Source organism: Variovorax sp. KBW07, from assembly GCF_003852515.1.
Classification (GTDB): Bacteria; Pseudomonadota; Gammaproteobacteria; order Burkholderiales; family Burkholderiaceae_C; genus Variovorax.
The window spans coordinates 1-22,146 of record NZ_QAJK01000072.1 but is presented as its reverse complement, the minus strand read 5'-3'; the positions used below and the strand labels follow the sequence as shown (position 1 = coordinate 22,146).

Here is a 22,146-nt window from a genome sequence, read left to right as displayed (position 1 = left end):
ATCCCCACCATGAGCGGCAACACCTTCGGAACACTCTTCGCGGTCACCAATTTCGGCGAGTCGCACGGCCCGGCCATCGGCTGCGTCATCGACGGCTGCCCCCCGGGCATGGCCCTGAGCGAGGCCGACATCCAGGGCGACCTGGACCGCCGGCGCCCCGGCACCAGCCGCCACGTCACGCAGCGCCAGGAACCCGATGCGGTGCAAATTCTTTCTGGCGTGTACGAGGGCAAGACCACCGGCACGCCCATCGCGCTGCTGATCCAGAACACCGACCAGCGCAGCAAGGACTACGGGCAGATTGCCCAGCAGTTCCGCCCCGGCCACGCCGACTTCACCTACTGGAAGAAATACGGCATTCGCGATCCGCGCGGTGGCGGGCGCTCTTCGGCCCGGCTCACGGCGCCCATGGTGGCGGCCGGCGCGATCGCCAAGAAGTGGCTGGCCGAAAAGTACGGCATGGTGTTCCGCGGCTGCATGACGCAGATCGGCGAAATCGCCATTCCCTTCGAGAGCTGGGACCACGTGCCCAACAACCCCTTCTTTGCCCCCATGGCCGACGTGAGCGCGCTGGAGGACTACATGGACTGCCTGCGCAAGGCCGGCGATTCGTGCGGCGCGCGCATCCGCGTTACCGCCACGAAGGTGCCGGTGGGCCTGGGCGAGCCGCTGTTCGACAAGCTCGACGCCGAAATCGCCTACGCCATGATGGGCATCAACGCCGTGAAGGCGGTTGAAATCGGCGCCGGTTTCGACAGCGTCACGCAGCGCGGCACCACGCATGGCGACTCGATCACGCCGACCGGCTTCGTCACCAACAACGCCGGCGGCATTCTGGGCGGCATCAGCTCGGGGCAAGACCTCGAGGTGTCCATCGCGATCAAGCCCACCAGCTCGATCATCAGCCCGCGCCAGTCCATCGACATCCACAACAACCCGGTCGAGGTGGTCACCAAGGGCCGCCACGACCCGTGCGTCGGCATCCGCGCCACGCCCATTGCCGAAGCCATGCTGGCGCTGGTGGTCATGGAGCACGTGATGCGCAACCGCGCGCAGTGCGGCGACGCGCAGGCCGACGCGCAAAAGACCGAAGCCTCGTCGCCCCAGGCGTCTTTCCTCTAGTGTCCGCCCCGCCACCAGTGGCCGCCGGACGCGGCCACCTGCTGGCATTCGCTGGTCTGTCGGCCAGCTATTTCGCGCACATCGGTTTTTTCAACCCCTACCTGCCGCTGTGGCTCAAGGACCTGGGGCTGCCGATTTTCACCATCAGCCTGCTGGCCTCGGTGCAGTCGATCACGCGGGTGTTCGCGCCCTATGCCTGGGGCGCGCTCAGCGACCACACCGGGCAGCGCGTCAAGCTGCTGCGCTTCAGCGCGGCGGTGGCGCTGGCCAGCTCCTTCGGCCTGTGGTGGCACGGCGGCGCGTGGTGGCTGGCGCTGGTGCTGCTCGTGATGTTCACCCACACCAGCTCGATGATGTCGCTCACCGAAGCGGCCATGGCGCAACTGGTGGCCGGCGACTGGGGCCGTTACGGGCGCATCCGGCTGTGCGGTTCGGCCGGGTTCCTGGTCACGGTGTTCGTGGCGGGCGAATGGTTCGAGCGCTTCGGCATGAAGCACTTTCCGTTCTGGGCCGCCGGCACGCTGGCGGTGGTGCTGGTCGCGACCATGAAGCTGCCCGACCTGCGCGAGCCGCCGGCCGCGCATGACGCCGTCAAGGTGCCCATCGGCCCGGTGCTGCGCAACCCGGCGGTGCAGTGGTTCTTCGCGGCGCTGTTCTTCCAGGTGATGTCGCACTTCTCGGTGTACGCCTTCTTCTCGCTCTACCTGGATTCCATCGGCTACGGCAAGAGCACCATCGGCCTGCTGTGGGCGCTGTCGGTGGTGGCCGAGATCGTCTGGTTCTTCCTGCAGGGCCGGCTCATCGGCCTGCTGCCCATGCCGCGCTGGATGCTGTTGTGCGGCATTGCCGCGGTGGCGCGGCTCGGCCTCACGGCGGGGCTTGGCGGTTTCATCGCGGCGCTGATCGTGGCGCAGTGGCTGCATGCGCTGAGCTTCGCGGCGCACCACACCACCTGCATCGCCGTGGTGTCGCGCCGCTTCCCCGGCCAGCTGCGTGGTCGAGGGCAGGCGCTGTTCACGGTCATCGGCTATGGCTTCGGCGGCGTACTCGGCGTGCTGCTCGGCGGGGCCGTGGCGCAGGAGTTCGGCTACCGCACGATGTTCGCGCTGGCGGCCATGCTGGCGGTGGTGGGCAGCCTGTGCGCGTGGCAGGTGGTGAGGCTGGACAAGCAGGAGCGCATGGCCGCGGCCTGACGGATATTCAGAGGGCCCATCGCGAGGGTCTGTCGAGGGTGTGCATCGGCGCGCATGGGGCGCGTGCCGAAAGTGTCATGGGTCTTACACGCCTGCGTCACCGCATGTTTTTACGCTGCGCGCTTCGCAACGTTTCCCTTGACCATGTCTGTTTCCGACGACCCCCGCGGCGCACGCGCGCCGCTCGCTCCTTCCCCGGCCGAATCGAATTCCGAGTCGACGTCTTCTCCCCGCCGCCAGATGCTCAAGCTCGGCGCATCGCTGCTGACCGTCGGCGGCAGCAGCGCCTTGCTCGCTGCCTGCGGCGGTGGTGGCGGCGGTGCCTCGGGCTTTCCGCTGCTGCCCGGCGGCGTGCCGCCTGCACCGCCGCCACCGGCCGACACAAAGATCTCCAGCTTCGCCATCGCCGTGATGCCCGACACGCAGTTCTATGCGCGCTATGCCACCACCGACGAAAGCAGCCAGTACGACAAGCGCTTCGGCAGCGAGCCCTTCGCGGCGCAGACGAAGTGGATCGCGGCCAACGCCAAGGCGCTGAACATCCCCTTCACCATTCACCTGGGCGACGTGGTCGACCAGGTCGGCAAGCCCGACCAGTGGAAGGTGGCCGACGCCGCCATGAAGTTCCTCGAAGACGCGAAGCAGCCCTACAGCATCCTCGCCGGCAACCACGACGTGCTGAACGACGTCGACTACGGCGTCGACCCGGTGGGCGGCACCGATGCCACGCGCACGCTCGCCGCCGAGCCCTACCTGAAGTGGTTCGGCACCGAGCGCGCCAAGCGCCAGGCCACCTTCGGCGCGCGCGATGCCAGCGGCTTTCACGAGTACCACGTGTTCGAGGCGCAGGGCCAGAAGTTCATGGTGCTGTCGCTGTCGTGGCGTGTGTCCGATGCCGGCATTGCATGGGCCCGCCAGGTGATCGCGAAGAACCCGACGCTGCCCGTGATCCTGGTCAACCACCAGTTGCTCAACATCGCCCCCGACGCCGTGAGCCCGCTGGAGACCGACTACGGCAAGATGCTGTGGGAGAAGCTGGTCCGCGACAACGACCAGATCTTCATGACGCTGAACGGCCACCACCACGGCGCCGCGCACCTCACGAAGACCAACGACTTCGGCCACAAGGTCGAGGAAATGGTGGTCGACTACCAGATGGCCTACCAGGGCGGCAACGGCCTGATGCGCCTGTACGAATTCGACCTGACGCACAAGCAGATCAAGGTGCTGTCGTTCTCGCCCTGGGTGCCGCAGAAGCCGGCCGCCACGCTGAACACCTTCGACCAGGCCGTGCTGACCACGCCCAACGAAGCCTTCACCATCGAGATGGATTTCGCGCAGCGCTTCGCGGGCTTCAACAAGAGCTTCGGCACGGGCAGCGCCACCGTCGCCAGTTCGCTGGTCGATCAGGCCCGCGCGATGATCCTTGCCAACTACAAGGAGCCCGCGGTGACCGAGCAGCGGCCCGCCGCGAATTCGGAGGACTACCCGAAGGTTGCCAACACGCTGGCGCACTGGCGCTTCTTCGGTGGCACGGTCAACCAGCCGGTGCTGCCGGGCACCGTGATCGCGGACGTCACGGGAACCAACCCGCTGCATCGCGATGCGCTGAACCAGGGAGGCATCGTGGGCGCTGTCGATGGCGACGTGGTGTGGACCGACGACCGCCACTACCTGTCGGCTGCGCCGGGCTCGGTGCGCTTTCTCAACACCATCCGGGACAAGAACGGCAATCCGGCGCGGATGAGCTACTTTCTCACCGACGCGGCTGCGCCGATCAATGCGCAGACGCTGGACAACGGCTACACGGTCGAGGTCTTCATGAAGATCGACAAGAGCTGGACCAGCGACAACCAGAAATGGATGAACATCATGACGCGCGACGGCCGGCGCGGCGACCTGTCGGGCTACACGGGGGGCGACGGCGAAGCACCGCCGATGCTGTTCGCCATCTCCAGCCTGCGCGAAGTGCAGTGGGAAGTGGTGCCCAGCCCGGCCGGAACCACCGACCCGGTGACCAACTGGTCGGGCGAAGTGATTGCCGACCGCTGGGTGCACATCGCGATCGTCAACGATCCGGTGTCGCACGACACCACGATGTACGTGGAAGGCGCGCCGGTGTTGCGCAACGTGGCGGGCGCGAAGGGCCTGGCCACGCTGGGGGCCACCTCGCCGTGGGTGGTAGGCGGCGGTTCGTGGGATGGCAACCGCGCCGATGGCTTCTTCGGCAACATCGGCGAGGTGCGCGTGGTCGCCGCGGCGCTGGCGTCGTCGCAGTGGCTCACGGCTCGCAAGGCGAGCTGACGAGCCACCACGGGGCAGGGCGGGGAGCTACTTCTTCTTCCCGCCCTTGGCAGATTTGCTCTTCGCAGGTGCCGCGCTGCCCTTGGCCGCGCGCCCACCCCCGCTCTCTTTTTCGAACAACGCAAAGTATTCCGACGCCAGCTTGCGCAGCGAGCGCCCGATGTTCGCGTAGTCGTACTCGTTGAGGTTGGCCAGCGACACGCGGCCCGAAGCGTGCTTGCCGCCGAAGCCGCGGCCGGGCAGCAGCACGATGCTCGTCTCTTCGGCAATGCGGAAGAGCGCCTCGTTCGGCTGCAGCTTGGTCACGATCCATTGGCCGAAGCGTTCGCCGTGCATCTGCGTGGCAATGGACTGCAGGTCGAGCAGGTGGTAGTAGCTCACCGAGTTCGGGTCGGCTTCCAGCGGAATGCCCAGCTCGCGGTACAGCGCCTCCTTGCGGCGCAGCACGATGTGCTTCATCGACTTCTTGTACGCATCGGGTTCGTCCATCAGGCAGAACAGCGAGAACATCACCATCTGCGCCTGCACCGGCGTCGACAGGCCGGCCGTGTGGTTGAGTGCCACGGTGCGGCTGTCGGCCACCAGCCGGTCGATGAACTTCAGCTTGCGCGGCTCGGTGGTGATGGAGCTGTAGCGCGCGTCGAGTTCCTTCAGCCTGGCTTCGGACAGCGCCGCGATCTGGCGGTCGAGGATGTTGTCTTCGTGCGTGGCCACCACGCCCATGCGCCAGCCGGTGGCGCCGAAGTACTTGGAGAACGAATACACCAGGATGGTGTTGCGCGGGCAGATCGCGAACAGCGAGAGAAAGTTGTCGGCGAAGGTGCCGTACACGTCATCGGTCAGGATGATGAGGTCGGGCCGCTGCTTCACGATGTCGGCGATGTAGCCCAGCACTTCGTCGCTGATCTTCACCGACGGCGGGTTGCTCGGGTTGCACAGGAAGAATGCCTTGACCTTCGGGTCGAGCAGCTTCTGCAGCTCCTTCTTGGTGAACTGCCAGTTGTTCTCGGGCGGTGCATCGATCAGCGCCTCGATCAGCTGGTAGTCGTTCAGGTGCGGAATCTCGATGTACGGCGTGAAGATCGGCATGCCCAGCGCAATGGTGTCGCCGGGCTGCAGCAGGTGGTTTTCGCGCAGGCTGTTGAACAGGTAGGTCATGGCGGCGGTGCCACCCTCGACCGCGTACATGTCGAACTTGCCCACGAAGGGATGCGTGCCGATCATCTCCTTGTGGATGTACTGGCCCACGATGATTTCACTCAGGCGCAGCATGCGGTCGGGCACCGGGTAGTTGCAACCCAATATGGCCTCGCACATCTCGTAGATGAAGTCGCCGGCCGACAGCCCGAGCTGGTCGCGCACGTACGACACCGCCGCTTCGATGAAGCGCACGCCCGGCTCGCCCGCATGGGCCTTGGCGAAAATCTCGAAGCGCGACTCGATGCCCTCGCGTTGCGGAAAGCCGCCCACGCCTTCCATGTAGATGTACGAGCGCTCGCTCTCGGTCATGGCGAACAGCCCGAACTGGAAGAAGCCGTGCCGTGGCGTGGTCGCCAGGAAATTCGGGTTGCCGCGCCCCGCGTTGAGCATGAGGCGATCGCTCTGCTTGGCGACCTGGATCAGGGCATCCTTCAGTTCGAAGGGGCTCAGCCCGCCGAGTTTTTTCACGTCGCTGAAATCCATTGCAAAAGCTCCTGGTTGAGAGAAAAACGAATCAATGAATGAAGTGGAATGGCGCGCAGGCGCCGCGCTCAGACGAGCGCGACGATCAGCGGGCCGAGCAGGGTAAGGAACACGTTCGCCAGCGCATAGGTGATGGCGAAGGGCACGGTGGGCACGGTGTTCTCGGCCTTGTCGAGCACTTCGCCGAAGGCCGGATTGGCGCTGCGCGATCCGCTCAGCGCGCCCGCGAAGATGGCGGTGTTGCCGTAGCGAAGCACGTAGCGGCCGAACAGCATGGTCAGCAGCATCGGGACAATGGTCACGACCACGCCCACGCCGAAGATGGTCAGGCCCAGCTGCTTGACCGTTTCCACCGCCTGCAGGCCCGAAGACAGCCCCACCACCACCACGAAGCCCGCCAGGCCCAGGTCTTTGAGCAGTTGCACCGCGGGCGGCGGCAGCGCGCCGAATGTCTGGCGCTTGGCGCGGTACCAGCCGAACAGCAGGCCCGCCAGCAGCGCGCCACCGCCGGCGCCCAGCGTCAGCGGGATGTTGCCGATCTTCACGCTCAGCAGGCCCACCAGCAGGCCCACCACGAGGCCGGCGCCCAGGTACACGAAGTCGGTCTTGGCGCTCGGCACGATCACGTCGCCGACAAGGGCGGCCACGCGCTTCACGTCCTGCTCGGCGCCGAAGATCGACACCAGGTCGCCGGCCTGCACCACGGTGTCGGGCTGCATCGGCAGCACCTTGCCCATGCGGCTGAGTCCCGTCACGAAGATGCCGTGGCGCACGCCGCCGGCGGTGGCCTTGCGGATTTCGTCGACGGTCTTGTGGTCGAACTCCTTGTTGGTCAGCACGATCTCGCGCTTGTGCAGCGTGAGCTCCATGCCATCGACCGCGAACACCTCCTTGCCGAGCAGCGGCGCGCTGGCCACCACCGCGTCGCGCCGGCCCACGGCAAGCACCACGTCGCCTTGCCGCAGCACCAGCTCGGGGCTCACCTCGACGAACTTGCCGTCGCGCTTCACGCGCTCGATGGTGATGGTGGTCGCGGGGTTCGCGTTCTCGATGTCGGCCACCGTGTGCTTCGGGTCGCTCGTCAGCTCGTAGATGCGGCCGACCAGCGAGGGCGCGGCTTCTTCCTGGTCGGGGCCGAGCACCTTCACGCCGGCCTGCATGGCCGTCTCGGCCGCGATGGCGTCGTCGCGGATGCTGCGGCCCATGAGCTTGGGCAGGATGTTGACGCACACGATGATGGCGCCGAAGGAGCCGAACACGTAGGTCACCGCATAGCCGATGGCCACGTTGCTCTGCAGCCGCGCCGTTTCGGCCGCCGCGAGCCCGAGCTTGCCGATGGCGTCGCTGGCCGTGCCGATGATGGCCGACTGCGTGAGGCCGCCGGCCGCCACGCCCGCGGCAAGGCCCTTGTCGAGCCCGCACAGCTTGGCCATGACCACCACCGTGGCCAGGCCGGTGGCGGCCATGACCGCGGCCAGGATGATTTCCTTCACCGATTGCCTGCCGAGCGAGCTGAAGAACTGCGGCCCGCTCTCGAAGCCCACCGCGTAGATGAAGAGGGCGAACAGCACCGCCTTCACGCCGGCGTCGATCTGCACGCCCACCTGGCTCACGATCACGGCCACCAGCAGCGAGCCGGCCACGCCGCCGAGCTGGAACTTGCCGAACTTGATCTTGCCTATCCAGTAGCCCACCGCGAGCGAAAGAAAGAGCGCCATCTCCGGCGACTTCTTGAACAGTTCATGCAGCCATTCCATAGGTCAACGTCCTTTCAGGTTTCGGTTCTCATTTCGCCGCATGCACCAACCCTGCCAGCGCCACGATCAGCGGGCCCATCAGCGGCAGCACCACGTTCGAAATGGCATAGGTGATGGTGTAGCCCAGCAGCGGCGTGGCGTTGCCAGCCGCGTTCTGCACGGCGCTGAGCGCGGGCGTGCTGCATTGCTGGCCGGCAATGGCGCCGAGCAGCACCGGCGCTTCGAGCTTGAGCAGCTTGTGGCCGATGAACAGCGAGATGCTGGCCGGCACCACCGCCACGGCCACGCCGACCAGCGGCAGCGCAATGCCGAACTTCTTCACCAGCGCCAGCGCCTGCGGCCCGGAGGCCAGGCCCACGCAGGCGATGAAGGTGGCAAGGCCCAGGTCTTTCATCAGCGCGAGCGCATCGGGCGGCACGCTCAGGCGGTGCGGGTTCCTGGCCTGGTACCAGCCGAAGGCCAGGCCGGTGAGCAGGGCGCCGCCGCCAGTACCGAGCGAAAACGGAATACCGCCGAGCTTGACGCTGAAGGTGCCGATGAACACGCCCAGCAAGATGCCCATGGCCGCGAAGCTGATGTTGCTGCGCGTGGAAACCACCACGCGGTCGCCCACCAGCGCCAGCGCCTCGTTCATGTCGGGCACGGGCGCATAGAGCTTGAGCACGTCGCCGCGCTGCAGCGTCACGTCGTGCAGCAGCGGCATGGCGTTGCCGTCGCGCGCCAGCCCCACGATCTGCACGGCGGGCGGCAGGGCCGCGTCGAGCGCGCGCAGGTCACGGCCGAACCATTCGCGCCGGTTGACCACCACCTCGGTGGTCTCGACCACCGCATCGAAGGCCGTGGTGTCCGCGAACTCGCGGCCCAGCAGCTCGGCCACGTTGACCAGCGCGGCGCGGCGCCCGATGGCCAGCACCTGGTCGAAGGCCTGCAGCCGCAAGGCCGGCTCGACGGCCAGGCTCTGGCCGCGCCGCATCACGCGCTCGATGTGGGCCTGGCCGCCGAAGATGGCCGTCAGCTCGCCGATCGTGCGGCCCCGGCCCACCGTGACCTGGAACACGCGGCCGACCATTTCGGGCGTGGCGCTGGCGGCGTCGGGGTCGTCGCCGCCACCGCCCATCTGCTTCCAGAGCTTGTCGGCTTCGGCGCGCAGGTCGACGCGCAGCAGCAGCGGAAAGACCTGGCTGGTCACCACCACGATGGCGATCAGGCCGAACACGTAGGTGATGGAGTAGGCCGTGACCACGTTGGCCTGCAACTGCTGGATGTCGGCCAGCGGCAAGGCCAGCTTGGAGATGGCGTCGGTTGCAGTGCCCACCACCGCCGATTCGGTCGCGGCCCCGGCCATCAGGCCCGCGGCCGTGCCCTGGTCGAGCGACATGAAGAAGGTGGCGCCCAGCACCAGCGCCAGCACCGCGACGACTTCGACCAGGCACAGCAGCCCGAGCCGCAAGCCCTTGGCATCGAGGTTGGCAAAGAACTGCGGGCCGCCCGCATAGCCGAGCGCAAAGATGAAGAGCATGAAGAACACGTTCTTCACGCTGTCGTCGAGCCGGATGCCGAGCTGGCCCACGACCAGGGCGGCGATCAGCGTGCCGCAGATGCCGCCCAGCTGGATCGGGCCGAAGCGGATCTGGCCCACGGCGTAGCCGATGGCGAGCACCAGGAAGAGCGCTATTTCGGGCTGGTTTTTCAATACCGAAATCAGCTCGCCAACCACTGCCTGGCCCCTATTTTTGCAATTGATTTGGCTTGTTGATGATTCCGCATTGGCTCTTACGATAAATCAACATTTAAAATAATTGTGAAAATGTGCAAGGGGAGGTATCGATGAAACTTATTCTTAAAACAATATATTTAATCAACCAATTTCAATTGATTAATTCGGCTTACGAGCCGGGCGCGGCACCGCGATGAACCGCCGCGTCACCATCCAGACGCCCATGGGCGAGGCGTTGCAATTTCGCAAGCTGGTGGGGCGAGAGGCGCTGAGCCAGCTGTACGCATTCGACATCGACCTGCTGGGCAACAGCAACAGCCTGGACCCGAAGGCGCTGCTGGGCAAGGCGTCCACCGTGTCGGTGGAAACCGAAAGCGGCGGCGTGCGCTACCTGGGCGGCATTGCCACCCGGTTCGGGCTGGAACAGGAAGACGCGCGCCATTCCTTCTATAGCCTGAGGCTGCGCCCATGGCTCTGGCTGGCCACGCGCCGCAGCGATTTCCGCATCTTCCAGGGCAAGACGGTGCCCGAGATATTGATGGAGGTGCTGGGCAGCTACGGCTACCCGATCGAGCAGAAGTTGAGCCGCGGTGATTACCGCCGCTGGGACTACTGCGTGCAGTACCACGAGAGCGATTTCAATTTCGTCTCGCGCCTGTGCGAGCTCGAAGGCATTTATTACTACTTCAGGCACGAGGCCACGCAACACGTGCTGGTGTTTGCCGACGACATCGGCAATGCCCACAGCCCGTTGCCCGGCGGCGAAGAGGTGCGCTACCACCCGCTTGAAAAATCCGGCATGGGCCAACGCGAGCGCATCTATGCGTGGGAAATTGCCGAGGAAGTGCGCCCCGGCCATCACTACAACGACGACTACGACTTCGAGAAGCCCAAGGCCGAGTTGTCCCACCTGCGGCAGATGCCACCGGGCCACGACCACGACAGCTACGAGCAGTACGAGTGGCCGGGCGGCTTCGTGCAGCACGGCGACGGCGAAACCTACGCGCGCATCCGCAACGAAGAGCAACTGAGCCAGCGCAACCGCGCCACCGGACGCGCCAACCTGCGCACGCTGGCCACCGGCCACACGATGCGGCTTGCCGGCCATCCGAAGGCCGACCAGAACCAGCAGTACCTGCTGTTGAGCGTGGCCTATCACCTGCAAGAAAACCTGCAGGCCAGCGAAGGCGCGGACGGCACCGAAGGCTCGGTGCAGCGCTTCGCGTTCGAGGTGCAACCCACCAGCTATGCATGGCGACCACCGCGCAGCACCGACAAGCCGCGCACCCGTGGGCCGCAGACCGCGATGGTGGTGGGCCCGTCGGGCGAAGAAATCTGGACCGACCAGTACGGCCGCATCAAGGTGCAGTTTCACTGGGACCGCATCGGCCAGCACAACGAAAACTCCAGCTGCTGGGTGCGCGTGTCGACGGCATGGGCCGGGTCCACCTTCGGCATGACCTCGGTGCCGCGCATCGGCATGGAGGTAATCGTCGACTTCTTGAATGGCGACCCCGATTACCCGATCGTCACGGGCTGCGTGCACAACGCGGACACCATGCCGGCATGGCAACTGCCCGAGCAGAAGCACCTGTCGGGCATCCGCAGCCGCGAACTGGGTGGCGGGCGCGGCAACCACCTGGTGCTGGACGACAGCAACGGAAAGATCCAGGCGCAACTGCGCAGCGACCACCAGGCCAGCCAGTTGAGCATGGGGCACATCGCGCGCATCGAGGACACGGCGGGCCGCAAGGACATGCGCGGCCAGGGCTTCGAGTTGCGCACCGACGGGCACGGCGTGGTGCGCGCGGCCAAGGGCCTGCTGGTGAGCACCGAGGCCCGCGCCAACGCGCAGGCGCACATCACCGACATGGCCGAGACCGTGGCGCGGCTCACGCAGGGGCGCGACCTGCACGAGAGCCTGGGCGAAGCGGCGCGCACGGCCAAGGCGCACGAGGCCGGCGACCAGGACGAAGTGGCGAAGAGCCTGAAGGAGCAGACCGACGCGATCAAGGGGCAGGGCGGCAACAAGGAGCAGGGCCAGTTCCCCGAGTTCCAGGAGCCGCACCTCACGCTGGCCAGCCCGGCGGGCATCCAGGCCACGGCGCAGGGCTCCACCCACATCGTGAGCGTGGAGCACACCGCCATCACCAGCGGCGCGCACGCCAGCTTTGCGGCGGGCAACAGCTTCCTGGTCAGCGCCAAGGACGCGGTGCGCATGGTGGCCTTCAACAAGGGCATCCGCATGGCGGCCGCGGCGGCCGACATCGACATCACCGCGCTGAAGGACAGCATCAACGTGCTGGCCAAGCTCGACATCAAGATGGAGGCCAACCGCATCACCATCACCGCGAAGGAAGAGATCCTCATCAACGGGGGCTCCAGCTACACGCGATGGAGCGCGGGCGGTGTCGAGAGCGGCACCAACGGCCTGTGGCGCGCGCACGCGGCATCGCACTCGATGGTGGGCCCGAACAGCGACGGCCCGCCGAGGCTGCCGCAGCCGACGCAATTGCCGAAGGGGCAGCTCGACCTGTACCACCAATACGTGAAGGGCGACGGCGCCACGCGGCAGGGCGTGCGGCAAGGCGACTACACCGTGGTCGATTCCGAAGGCGCGACGCACAGCGGCAAGCTCGACGGCAACGGCTTTGCATCGCTGGCCGGGCTGCCTATCGGGCAGGCCAAGGTCACCTTCGGCGAAGACCCGAGCGACCCGTGGGTGAGGGGCAGTTATTTCGGCGAGCCCGACCGCTGGCCCGCCCGGCCGGCGAGTGCGGCGGAGGGCGACGGGGCGGGCGGTGGCGGCATCTCGGGCGCGCTGGCCGGGGGGCTCGGTGGCGCTGCCGCCAGCCTGGTCGGCGGGCGTGGCGGCACGGCAAGCCTGCTCGGCGGCCTTGCCGGCAGTGCGGGCGGTTTGCTGGGGCAGGGCAACGGCCTCATGGGGCAAATCGGCCAGGTTGCAGGCACGGCGCAGCAGGCGGTCGGCACTGCCCAACAGGCGGTCGGTGCGGTGCAGGCCCTGCAGCAGGGCGGCGCCAAGGCCTTGCTCGGCCAGGTCGCCCAGGCTGCGCCGGGCATGGCGTCCAGGCTGCTGCCGAACATGCCGTCCTTGCCGTCCTTGCCGGCCATGCCGGGAATGCCCGCTGTGTCCGCAGTCGCCGGGCTGCCGGATCGCATGCCGGGCAGGACACCAGGCTTCGCAGGCTAGGCCCAGCCCGGGGCCGGATCAACAACAAGACATTCAGGTCAGGGGGAAAACATGGCAGGCGAAACGCCGCAGCAGAATCAACTCGCGGAAGAGGAACGCGAGCCCCAGGTGGCGGTCGCGCCCCTGAACACCATCGACCAGAAAGACATCGGTGCCGGCGCGGCCAAGCTGGACGCCTGGCTGCGAGGCATCAGCGACGACTGGATCACGCTGGAGCGCCTGTCGACCGTTGCGGGCGCCATTCCCGTGGTCGGCAACATCATGGCGCTCGCCGACGCCATCATGGACGTGGTTCGCATGGTCCAGAAGAAGAGCTGGAACCAGTTCCTCGAATGGGTTTCCGTGGCCATCAACGTGATCGGCGTCATTCCGGTTCCGCCGACCATGGCGGCGGCGCGCATGAGCTTGCGGCCCATGCTGGCGTTGATCCGGCAGAACGTCGGGCGCGTCATCAAGGACCAGGCCGGGCGCGCGTTTGCCAACGCAGGCGAAGCCATGGTCACCGTCGCCGTTGGGCACCTGCACGACACCATCGCGGGATCGATCGACAAGTTCGTCGACGAAGCCATCGCCACGCTCGACGGCATGTTGAACGACTGCGCCGACATGGTCGACTCGGTGGTCAACGCCATGGTCGATGTCATGCAGCGCGGGCTCGGCGACAAGCCGCTGCTCACCATCACCGTGCAGATGGAGGCCAAGACCTACGACCCCGACACCCAGACCACCATGGGCGGGTTGCTCGCCACGCTGAGCTCGTGGGGCAGTTCGGTACAAAACTCCGCCAAGGCGGGCGTCAACTACACCGCCGGAAAGCTCTCGGGCCTGATCCCCGATTGGGCGGCGGCCATGGTCCGCGAGACCATGGGGAACCTGCTCGACATCAAGCGGGTGGCCCGCGGCAAGCTGCAGGCGATGGCCAGCGAGGCCGAGCGGAACAGCATCAAGTCGCTGCTCATGGTCCTGAAGAAGGCCTTGCTGCGGCGCAAGAACCGCAAGGGCGGTCTGTTGCATGCCTCCGGTGGCACGCGGGTCGACAGCAGGAATCCGGGCGGTGAATTGGGCCTGTCGTCCGCGCAGGCCGGACCCGGCGGAGACCCCGGCTGCAAGAACTGCCCCGCACCTTCCGCCAGGGGCGCGGCCATCAGCCTTGCCACCGGCTGCGAGAGCTTCACGCATGCCGACTTCGAGCTGGCCGCGCCGTTGCCGATTGCCTGGACGCGCACCTACCGCAGCAACCTGGGGCGCTTCGACCAGGGCGCGCTCGGCGCACGCTGGATCACGCCCTACAGCACGCGCGTGGATGTCGGCACGCCCACCAAGGGTTCCAGGCAAGGGCAGCCCAGCCTGATCTATCACGGGGCCGATGGCCGCAGCCATGCGTACCCGTTGCTGGCGGTGGGGCAGAGCCACCACGACCCCATCGAGGAAGTGACGCTCACCCGCCCGAGCGAGGCCCTGCTGACGCTCGATTTCGGCAAGCCCTTGCCGGCCGGCACGCCCGCCGACTGGCGCGAAACCTACGAGCTTGTCGAGACCGTGGCCGCCAAGGTCGCGACGCATGGCAAGCGGCACTTTCGCCTCGTGGCCCAACACGCCAGCGGCGGCGCCGCCATCGGCCTGCGCTACGACCATGTGATCGCCGCCACCGGCGAGCAGGTGCTCAGCGACATCGTCAGCAAGCTCGGCGACGTCACGCTCGCCCATGCAGGCACGCGCCCGCATGCGCAAAGCGGGCTCATCGAAAGCCTGTGGGAGATCAAGGAAGGCCAGGTCGTGCGCCAGCTGGCCGCCTACGTGCACGATGCCGAAGGCGATCTGGTTTCCGCGCAGGACGAGAACGGCGCGCGCTGGAGCTACAGCTACAGCCATCACTTGGTGACCCGCTACACCGACCGCACCGGGCGCGGCATGAACCTCGAGTACGACGGCACCGGCGTCGATGCCAGGGCCGTGCGCGAGTGGAGCGACGACGGCAGTTTTGCGCTCAAGCTCGAGTGGGACAGGAACATCCGGCTGACCTACCTCACCGACGCCCTTGGCCACGAGACCTGGTACTACTGCGACATCCTGGGCTACACCTACCGCATCGTTCATCCCGACCAGCTGGAGGAATGGTTCTTCCGCGACAGCCACAAGAACATCACCCGCCACATCCACACCGACGGCACCACCGACGACTACGTCTACGACGCCAACGGCAACCTGAAGACCCACACGCGCGCCGACGGCAGCAGCGTTCACTACGAATACGACGCGCGCCACCGCGTGACCGGCATCCTCGATGCCGAGGGCGGCGTCTGGAAGCGCGACCACGACGCCGCGGGCAACCTCGTCGAAGAGATCGATCCGCTCGGCCACAAGACCGAATACGCCTACGACAACGCCGGCCAGCCGGTGCGCATCACCGATGCGAAGGGCGGCGTGAAAACGCTCGCCTACACACCGGCCGGCGAGCTGGCGAGCTACACCGACTGCTCGGGCAAGGTCAGCAGCTGGGCGTACGACAGCCGCGGCCGGCTCGTCAAGGCCACCGACGCAGCCGGCCATGCCACGCGCTACCGCTACACACCGGTGGGCGCGGCCGTTGCGGCGGCGCAAGCGCAGGGCGATGGCAGCGACGACGACAACAACGCCAGCAACCACGCAGGCCAGCTCGAAGCCATCGTGCTGCCCGACGACACCAGCGAGCACTTCGCGCACGACGCCGAAGGCCGCCTGCTCGCGCACACCGATGCGCTGGGCCGCCGCACGCGCTACAGCTACACCCGCGCAGGCCTCGTTGCCGGACGCGTCGATGCCGCCGGCCACGCGCTGCGCTACCAGTGGGACCTGCTGGGCCGGCTGACCGAGCTGCACAACGAGAACGGCAGCCGCTACGACTTCCGCTACGACCCCGTCGGCAGGCTGCTCGAAGAAGTCGGCTTCGACCGCAAGGCCACCCGGTATCGCTATGAAGAAAGCACCGGCGTGCTGGCCGAGGTGGTCGATGCGGGCCACGGCACCACGCTCGAATTCGATCCGCGGGGCCGCCTCGCCGAACGCCAGGCCGCCGGGCAGTCGGAGCGCTTCGCGTACGACGGCAACGGGCGCCTGGTCGAAGCCGTCAATGGCGATGCGCGATTGCAATGGTTCTACGACCGCGCAGGCAACCTGGCGCGCGAGCACCAGCACTACCTGGAGAGCGGACGCACGGCCGTCTGGCGCCACGGGTACGACGAACTCAACCAGCGCGTGAGCACCATCCGCCCCGATGGCCACACCACCCAATGGCTCACCTACGGCTCAGGCCATGTGCACGGATTGCTCGTCGATGGGCGGGACATCCTCGGCTTCGAGCGCGACGACCTGCACCGCGAGATCGCGCGAGAGCAGGGCAACGGGCTGACGCAGAAGCTGCGCTACGACCCGGCCGGCCGGTTGCTCGAGCAGCAGATATCGCAGACCGGGCCCGGGGTGGCCGGGGCTTCGGCCGCGGCTGTTGCGGGCATTCGCCGCAGCTATGCCTACGACAAGGCCGGCCAGCTGGTTGCCATCGGCGACAGCCGGCGCGGCAGCCTCAACTACCGCTATGACCCCGTCGGGCGTCTGCTCGAAGCCAACAGCCGGTTGGGGCGCGAGACCTTTGCGTTCGACCCGGCGGGGAACATCGGCAATCCTTCCGACGAGGCGGGCGCGGACACGCAGGCCGCGGGCCGCATCACCAACCGCGTTGCCGTTCGCCTCGACGGCGATGGCCGCAGCATGGCCGGCAAGCTGATGGACAACCTGCTGAAGGACTATGCGGGAACCCACTACAAGTGGGACGAGCGCGGCAACCTCATCGAGCGGCTGCGCAACGGCGAGAAGACCGTGTTCACGTGGGACGGCTTCAACCGCATGCGAAGTGCCACGACCTACGACCAGACCACGCGCTTCGACTACGACGCGTTGGGGCGGCGCATTGCCAAGCGGTCGCGCGAGGCGGTCACGTCGTTCGGCTGGGATGGAGACACGCTGGCGTTCGAGAGCACGCAGAGCATCGAGGGCCGGCAGGAGCTGGCAGGGCGCGGCGAGAGCGTTCACTACATCCATGAGCCTGGCTCGTTCGTGCCGCTGATGCAGATCAGGCAGGCGCAGGCCGTTGCGTTGCACCAGACCACGGATGTGAAGGCGCTGATGGCCGGCAACAGCGGGCGATACGACATCGAGCGGGACCCGCTGTGGAACGAGGCGCAGCAGCCGGCGCCCGCGGCCTTCGAGCCAAGGGAGATGGCGTTCTACCAGTGCGACCACCTTGGCACGCCGCAGGAACTGACGGACCATGAAGGGCGCATTGCCTGGTCCGCGCAGTACAAGGCGTGGGGCGAGGCCAGGCAGGCGATCAGCGAGGCGGGGCGAAGCGCGGGCATCTCCAGTCCGATTCGGTTTCAGGGTCAATATTTCGACGTCGAAACCGGGTTGCACTACAACCGCCATCGCTTCTACGACCCGAGCAGTGGCCGGTATGCAAGTCGTGATCCCATTGGCCTGGAGGGGGGGAATCATCTCCATCAATACGCGCCGAACCCCAATCAATGGGTAGATCCGCTAGGGCTGAATAAAAAAGGACCAAAGCCATGCCAAAGCAAGAGAAACTCGACTGAGCCAAAGCTGCCGGAAAAGATAATTGCTCAAGATGGCGGGTTGCGGCTGGAGCACTATGTCAGGAGCGGAGATCACGCGCCTGCTCATTTTCATTTGAGAGGCGAGGGTGGTTTGAATATCCAGATAGGGCAGAACGGAAAGCCGATCAACAACTCCGAAGAATTGACCGCTGCTCAACGTGGTTTCATCGAAAACAACAAGGCAAAGTTGAGATCATCCGTCGACAGGATTCAGCGGTGGCATCGATACAGTAATTTACCTGAGGATTGCAAATGAAAGAAATCAAGGAGGTCTGGATTTTCAATGGGGCAAATTCGAAGTTTCCTTCGGCGGTTTTTGAGGCCAAGGAAGATGCTTTTGCCTGGATAGAAAAGCATGGACTAACCGGTGTTTTGACAAAATATCCGGTGGGAATTTCTGTCTACGACTGGGCTGTCGAGAGCGGTAATTTCAAGGTGAAGTCGGAGAGGGATTCAACACCTGAATTCATTGGGAAATTTTCGAGTGCGGCTCAGGAGCATATGCATTTTGAAGACGGAGTTTTCGATTGATTTCTCCCAAAACGGCGTATGACGAGATCGAGAGCCTCGACTGCGACGCGCAAGGGGCGCACTGCCGAACGGCCGCCAGGTGGAATTGATCAGGCGTGATGCATCTGGAAGATAGTCAGAAGCCGCCTTTTTATGTTGCACTGAAGGCATTGATTCGTGGCAGGGATTTCTTGCTGAGCGGCAATGCGTCGCCTCGCGTGCAGCTTGATGCCTGCTTTGAAAGTTGCGTGGCGCTATTGCAAGGTCAAGCCACAAGCTTTGACTTCAAGAAATTCGATAGAAATATCGAAGAATCCATCGTTGACGAGCAGGATGCTGGCTTTGAGCAGGCTCTTGAGAACAAGCTGTACTTTGCTCTTTCCAGTTTCAATTTATTCTTTTTGGAAAACGACGTCGAATCCCTGAATGCGACGACGGAGGATGTTGTTGAGATATATCGGTACAAGGTTGCCCAAGACTATCTTGTTTCTCGCGGCAGTCGCGCGATGATTTTTTCTTCTCGAGACGAGGACGAGATAGAAGGAAGTAAAGAGATAAAAGATGAGATTTCGGCTCAAGCGGAAGATCGAAAGTTTGCTGTGCAAATAAGTGATTGGTCTGCTTGGGGTCTTGCAGTTTCAGGGTGAAGTTGTCATGCCTGCATGACTCGAGGAGTGCGCAATCGACTGTTGGCGGGGATTCCTGCTGCAAAAAATAGAGCTTTCTGATTTTTGGGGCAACTGGACCCCGAACAAGATGAATCAGTACCGGTATTTCGGGATATTTCCCGTCAGTGGAAGCGATTTCATCAACGTTCGAAGCACACTGGCAAGTCCTGAAGAGCTTCAGAAAAAGCCTCTTCAGGAAATCGAGCAATACGAACAGTGTCTCGAATACCTTCGATATCCAGATAACACGAATGGGAGCTGCCAGTGACTTCTCAAATCATCATCCTCGACCACGACCGCTGGCGCAAAGGCGCGGGCGGTGCACCGGCCGGACTCTCGGGGCAGGCCGACAGCTTTGCCTATGTCGGGCTCGACCTGAACCTCGCCCAATTTGCGTCCAGCACCTTCGCCGGCAGCAGCTTTGCCTCCACCACGTTCAAGCAGGCGGGCTGGACCGGTTGCCAGTTCAGCAACTGCACCTTCAGCGCCTGCGATTTCGAGAGCATCGGCATTACCGGTTGCACCTTCGTCGGCTGCACCTTCAGCGATTCGAAGTTCAATGCCGCGCGGCTCAGCGGTTCGACGTTCAGGCAATGCATATGGACCGGGCTCAGCTTCGACAGCGCTTCGTGGTCGCAGGTCGATGTGCTCGACTGCCGTGGCACACGGATCAACGCGAGCAACCTGCGGGGCCAGCGCGTGAACTTCACCGGCAGCCAATTCGAAGACCTCGAGTTCAGCAACGCCGTGATCAACAACTGAGAGATAAACAGAGCGAAGGGGAGAGATGACTTCCAAGGCGCGAAGCACCGGCCCCGCAACCCATGCGGCGGCGGTGGCCATTGCCCAGGCGCGCGCTGTTTCGCTGGGCCTCGACCTCACACGCTATCGCGCCGAAATCACGGAAGAAGAAAACCCGGCGATCTACGTGGTCCAACTGATCGCAAAGGACAAGCCGCAAGGCCATCGAGGCGCCTTGGCGGCGCTGCCCGAGCCTGTATTCAAGATCGACAAATCTTCCGGCGCCATCGTCGAGCAGCACTTCTCGCGCTGAGCCGGAACGATGCCGCGCCTCTGCAGATTCGCGTCTCCCGCCTCCGGGTTTTCGATAACTAAAGCCACTTGATTTAGTCGCTTCGCTGATCGATAGTCCGTCTGCGTTCGGAGGCCGCGCCCTGTCTTGCATGCAGGGCACGCATCCGGTTCAACAGACCGCAGGCGCATGGCCGCCTGCCCACGGAGACAAACCATGTTCAGCTCCCGCACCCTCCTGGCCATGGCGGCCATGTCCCTTGCCGCATCGGGCGCCGCTTTCGCGGCCGACCAGCCGGTCATCGGCCTGGTCACCAAGACCGAGACCAACCCCTTCTTCGTGAAGATGAAAGAGGGCGCGCAGGAAGAGGCCAAGAAGCTGGGCGCCAAGCTGTTGTCGGGCGCGGGCAAGGCCGACGGTGACAACGCGGGCCAGATCACGGCGATGGAAAACATGATTGCCGCCGGTGCCAAGACCATCCTCATCACGCCGAGCGACGCCAAGGCCATCGTGCCGGCGATCAAGAAGGCGCGCGACAAGGGCATCATGGTGATCGCGCTCGACAGCCCGGCCGATCCGCCGGAAGCGACCGACGCGCTGTTCGCCACCAACAACTACACGGCCGGCGTGCTGATCGGCGAATACGCCAAGGCCGCGATGGCCGGCAAGACGCCGAAGATCGTCGCGCTCGACCTGCTGCCGGGCCACCCGGTGGGCGCGCAACGCCACAACGGCTTCATGAAGGGCTTCGGGCTGGCGGCGAACGACGCCAAGTCGAACGAGCTGTCGAAGGCACCTGAAATCGTCTGCATGGCCGACAGCTTCGGTGACCAGGCCAAGGCCCAGACGGTGATGGAAAACTGCCTGCAGAAGGCGCCCGACGTGAACCTGGTCTACACCATCAACGAGCCCGCCGCGGCCGGTGCCTACAACGCGCTCAAGCGCGCGGGCAAGGAGAAGGGCGTGATGATCGTCTCGGTCGATGGTGGCTGCCAGGGCATCAAGGACACCAACGCCGGCATCATCGCCGCGACCTCGCAGCAGTACCCGCTGAAGATGGCCGCGATGGGCGTGGCAGCGGGCGTGGAGTTCGCCAAGACCGGCAAGAAGGCCTCGGGCTATGTCGACACCGGCGTGACGCTGATCGCCGGCAAGAGCGTGGCCGGCGTCGAGAGCAAGGACACCAAGACCGGCGCCGAGCTGTGCTGGGGCAAGAAGTAAGCAGGCAAACAGAACAGAGAGCCCCAGGGAGAACACATCGATGGCGAAATCCGCAACGCACCACATTCCGTGGGGCGCCCTGGGGCCGTGGCTGGCCCTGCTTGGCGCATGCATCTTCTTCGCGACCCAGTCCGACCGCTTCCTGACGGGCGGCAACCTCTCGCTGATCCTGCAGCAGGTGATGGTGGTCGGCGTCATCGCCATCGGCCAGACGCTGATCATTCTCACGGCGGGCATCGACCTGTCGTGCGGCATGGTGATGGCGCTGGGCGGCATCATCATGACCAAGTTCGCGACCGAGCTCGGCCTGCCGGTCCCGGTGGCCATTCTTTGCGGCATCGGCGTGACCACGTTGTTCGGTTTGCTCAACGGCCTGCTGGTGACGCGCATCAAGCTGCCGCCGTTCATCGTGACGCTGGGCACGCTGAACATCGCGTTCGCCATCACGCAGCTGTATTCGTCGTCGCAGACCATCACCGACCTGCCCAGCGGCCTCACGGGCCTGGGCACCACCTTCGCCATCGGCAGCGCCGAAGTGGCATGGGGTTCGGTGCTGATGGTGGCGCTGTATGCGCTCGCCTGGTTCGTGCTGCGCGAGACGGCCGCGGGGAGGCACATCTACGCGGTCGGCAACAACGCCGAAGCGACACGGCTGGTGGGCATTCCGACACAGCGCGTGCTGCTGGGCGTGTACGTGGCGGCGGGCGTTCTGTACGGCATTGCGTCGCTGCTGTCGGTGGCGCGCACGGGCGTGGGCGATCCGAACGCGGGCCAGACCGAGAACCTCGACGCCATCACGGCGGTGGTGCTGGGCGGCACCAGCCTGTTCGGTGGACGCGGCATTGTGCTGGGCTCGTTGATCGGGGTGTTGATCGTGGGCGTGTTCCGCAACGGTCTGACGCTGATGGGCGTGTCGTCGATCTACCAGGTGCTGGTGACGGGCGTGCTCGTGATTTTGGCCGTGGCTGCGGACCAGCTGTCGCGCCGGGGGGCTCGTTAGCATGACGCACCGCTTCTACGCACTTCGCATCGTTGCTGTGCGCGTGTTTTGCGCTGCTTGTTCGGGGCGACGCTCGCGCCG

General features: G+C 65.3%; 14 protein-coding genes. 11 read left to right on the top strand and 3 right to left on the bottom strand.

The features are described from left to right. The first annotated feature begins 9 nt into the window (after nt 1-9). From aroC to DBV14_RS15730, 3 genes are all read left to right on the top strand, one after another. Complete coding sequence (aroC, locus tag DBV14_RS15740) at nt 10-1,122, top strand: chorismate synthase (protein ID WP_124460096.1); 1,113 nt, start codon at nt 10-12, stop codon at nt 1,120-1,122. A 17-nt stretch (nt 1,123-1,139) separates the two neighbouring features. Further along, a complete protein-coding gene (locus tag DBV14_RS15735; protein ID WP_260397061.1) occupies nt 1,140-2,315 on the top strand; it encodes an MFS transporter in 1,176 nt (391 codons plus the stop codon). 144 nt (nt 2,316-2,459) lie between these two features. Then, nucleotides 2,460-4,619 (top strand): metallophosphoesterase, encoded by a 2,160-nt coding sequence (locus DBV14_RS15730; RefSeq protein WP_124460094.1) that lies wholly within the window; start codon nt 2,460-2,462, stop codon nt 4,617-4,619. A gap of 27 nt (nt 4,620-4,646) precedes the next feature. Here DBV14_RS15730 and DBV14_RS15725 read toward each other — a convergent pair whose 3' ends face one another. The 3 genes from DBV14_RS15725 to aspT (DBV14_RS15715) form a co-directional block, all read right to left on the bottom strand. Then, entirely contained in the window at nt 4,647-6,302 is a 1,656-nt protein-coding gene (locus tag DBV14_RS15725) for a bifunctional aspartate transaminase/aspartate 4-decarboxylase (protein ID WP_124460093.1), read from the bottom strand. Nucleotides 6,303-6,370: 68 nt separating this feature from the next. Further along, on the bottom strand, nt 6,371-8,059 hold the full coding sequence (gene aspT, locus DBV14_RS15720) for an aspartate-alanine antiporter (protein WP_124460092.1): 1,689 nt from the start codon (nt 8,057-8,059) through the stop codon (nt 6,371-6,373). A 28-nt stretch (nt 8,060-8,087) separates the two neighbouring features. Next, nucleotides 8,088-9,752, bottom strand: a complete 1,665-nt coding sequence (gene aspT, locus DBV14_RS15715; RefSeq protein ID WP_311732839.1) for an aspartate-alanine antiporter — start codon at nt 9,750-9,752, stop codon at nt 8,088-8,090. A gap of 217 nt (nt 9,753-9,969) precedes the next feature. Here aspT (DBV14_RS15715) and DBV14_RS15710 point away from each other — a divergent pair, with 217 nt between their 5' ends. From DBV14_RS15710 to DBV14_RS15675, 8 genes are all read left to right on the top strand, one after another. Next, nucleotides 9,970-12,987 carry a type VI secretion system Vgr family protein gene (locus tag DBV14_RS15710; protein ID WP_124460090.1) on the top strand — a complete coding sequence of 1,006 codons (3,018 nt, stop codon included), beginning with the start codon at nt 9,970-9,972 and terminating at the stop codon, nt 12,985-12,987. Nucleotides 12,988-13,038: 51 nt separating this feature from the next. Next, entirely contained in the window at nt 13,039-17,889 is a 4,851-nt protein-coding gene (locus DBV14_RS15705) for an RHS repeat-associated core domain-containing protein (RefSeq protein WP_124460089.1), read from the top strand. Then, a complete protein-coding gene (locus tag DBV14_RS15700; RefSeq protein WP_124460088.1) occupies nt 17,886-18,164 on the top strand; it encodes a hypothetical protein in 279 nt (92 codons plus the stop codon). The genes DBV14_RS15705 and DBV14_RS15700 overlap by 4 nt, the downstream gene beginning before the upstream one ends. Before the next feature lie 95 nt (nt 18,165-18,259). Then, a complete protein-coding gene (locus tag DBV14_RS15695) occupies nt 18,260-18,790 on the top strand; it encodes a hypothetical protein (protein ID WP_124460087.1) in 531 nt (176 codons plus the stop codon). Nucleotides 18,791-19,075: 285 nt separating this feature from the next. After that, nucleotides 19,076-19,573 (top strand): pentapeptide repeat-containing protein, encoded by a 498-nt coding sequence (locus DBV14_RS15690; RefSeq protein WP_124460086.1) that lies wholly within the window; start codon nt 19,076-19,078, stop codon nt 19,571-19,573. A 25-nt stretch (nt 19,574-19,598) separates the two neighbouring features. Further along, a complete protein-coding gene (locus DBV14_RS15685; protein WP_124460085.1) occupies nt 19,599-19,865 on the top strand; it encodes a hypothetical protein in 267 nt (88 codons plus the stop codon). A gap of 195 nt (nt 19,866-20,060) precedes the next feature. Further along, entirely contained in the window at nt 20,061-21,065 is a 1,005-nt protein-coding gene (locus DBV14_RS15680) for a sugar ABC transporter substrate-binding protein (protein ID WP_124460084.1), read from the top strand. 40 nt (nt 21,066-21,105) lie between these two features. Further along, entirely contained in the window at nt 21,106-22,065 is a 960-nt protein-coding gene (locus tag DBV14_RS15675) for an ABC transporter permease (protein ID WP_124460083.1), read from the top strand. Nucleotides 22,066-22,146: the final 81 nt, after the last annotated feature.